General features: G+C 66.1%; 1 protein-coding gene and 1 pseudogene. Both read right to left on the bottom strand.

Features of this window, described 5'->3' with window-relative positions; all coding sequences use genetic code 11:
- Positions 1–676 (bottom strand): annotated as a pseudogene (locus VDP82_RS17365) (outer membrane protein assembly factor); the annotation flags it as partial.
- A gap of 358 nt (positions 677–1,034) precedes the next feature.
- Positions 1,035–2,168 (bottom strand): ABC transporter permease (locus VDP82_RS17360; RefSeq protein WP_323016074.1); only part of this gene is annotated, 1,134 nt, incomplete at its 5' end.

Here is a 2,168-nt window from a genome sequence, read left to right as displayed (position 1 = left end):
ACGCCGCCTTGCGGCCCGGCTGCACGGTGATGGTGACATCGACGAGGCGCGTGGCGTGATCGGCCACCACGTTGCGCCCGGCAATGGCGGGCTTGGCATAGCCCTGCTGCCGCCAGGCCTCCAGCGCCAGCTGCTCGGCCTGTAAAATCACCGAGGAGCGCGCCACCTGCCCGCTGGCCAGGCCGCGCGTCACCGGCAGGTCGACCTGATCGCCCGGATCGCGCGTCGGGGGCGCCTGGTTGACGATGGTGACGGCATTGAAATGAAAGAGCGGCCCCGGATCGACGGCGATGCTCACCTCGGCCGGATCGGGCAAATCGATATCGGGCGCCAGATTGGCCGCCTCGGCGCCGCCGATGCGAATGGAAACGGTGGGCCCGTAATGGCCCTCATTATAGAGCGCGGCGATGATGCGGCGATAATCACCGCGCGCCTTGGCCAAGAGCCCCGCCGCTCCCGAGGCCCGCTCGTCCTGGTCGGCGATCAGCGCCGAGGCATTGCGCACCGCCGCTTCCACCGGGCCGGTGGCGTTGACGCTGAGGCTGGCGCGATAGGGCTGGGGGTCGGCGATCACCGCCTCGGCATCGGCGTCGGCCGCCTCGCCCCACAGGCGTATGCCGAAAATCTCGAATGCGGACACGGGCGCGCTGGCCCCGACCAGAAGGGTCAGGGACACGCACAAGGCGCCAAAACTCGTTACCAGACGCGCGCTTCGCAGTGTTCCGATCTCGCCCAATTACGCTTCAACCAGAAAGGGCCAAAGCCAATCTTTGTCCCACGGGCGGAAAGATTCCGTTAAGCCTTCCCCGCCCGGCGCCCATTTCGCCGAAAAGACGAAATTTTCGTGGCCAGTTTAGGGCCGCTGCCGGGCCGGAACCAGCCCGAAGGGAAAATTATTGCTCATTGGCAGCAGGATCGTGGCGGATGGGCAACTTGTGCAAGTGACGCTTATGCCCCCATGCTTCAGTCAACACCCTCCCCCTTGTGGGTGAGGTGTACGCTGGTGGGCGTGGCCGAATTGCGCCGCCTCCCCCCTATTCGCGCGCCAGCGCCTCCACCGGATCGAGCCGCGCGGCGGAGCGGGCGGGCATGAAGCCGAAGACCACCCCGATCAGGCTGGCCGACAGGATGGCCAAGGCGATGGATTCGCCCGAATAGGCCAGCCGCGCCCCCGAAACGATGGCGGTGAGCAGATGGCCCAAGCCGAAGCTCAGCCCCACCCCGATGGCGCCGCCGGCAAAGCACACCAGCACCGCCTCGATGAGGAACTGGCGCAGGATATCGCTGCGCCGCGCCCCCACCGCCATGCGGATGCCGATTTCCTTGGTGCGCTCGGACACCGAGACCAGCATGATGTTCATCACCCCGATGCCGCCCACCACCAGCGAGATCACGGCGATGGTGGAAATAAGCAGCGCCAGCGTCGCCGAGGTGGACTGGATGGTCTCGCGGATGGTGTCGGTGTTTTGCAGGAAAAAATCCTGCGTGCCGCCATGCAGCCGCGTCAGCAATGCCGTCACCTCCGCCTCGGCCTCGCTCATGTCGAAATCGTCGGCGACGCGGATGGCGATGGAATTGAGGTAGCTCTGGCCCAAGATCCGGTCCATGGCCGCCGTATAGGGCAGGTAGATATTGGCATTGTTGCCCCCCGGCCCGAAGCCGGACATGGTGGCCACCACCCCGATGACGCGCACCGGCACCTTGCCCAGCATGATGACCTTGCCGATGGGATCTTCCCCATCGGTGAAGATGGCGCTGACGGCGTTCTGGTCGATCACCGCCTCCTGCGCCCGGTCCTCGATGCTCTGTTCGGTAAAGCCCGCCCCCGCGGTGAAGCTGCGGCCATTGACCTGGAAATAGCCCACGCCCACCCCGGTCACCGAGGCGTTGGAGGCGGTGTTGCGATAGCGCGCCGTGGCATTGGCCGAAACCTGCGGGGTGACGCTGTCGGCAAAACCCTGCTTGGCCAGCGCGTCGGCGTCGCTGGGCTTGAGCGTGCGCACCCGGCCCGAGCGCATGTCGCCGAACCCGCTGCCGGGATAGATATTGATGGTATTGGTGCCGATGGAGGCGATGTTTTCCAGCACCGTCTGCTGGCTGCCCTGCCCCAGCGCCACCACGCTCACCACCGAGGCGATGCCGATGATGATGCCGAGCATGGTCAGGAA

The organism is Devosia sp. (assembly GCF_034675085.1).
GTDB lineage: Bacteria > Pseudomonadota > Alphaproteobacteria > Rhizobiales > Devosiaceae > Devosia.
Note: the sequence above shows the minus strand (reverse complement) of the source record. Positions and strands in the feature narration are given on the sequence as shown.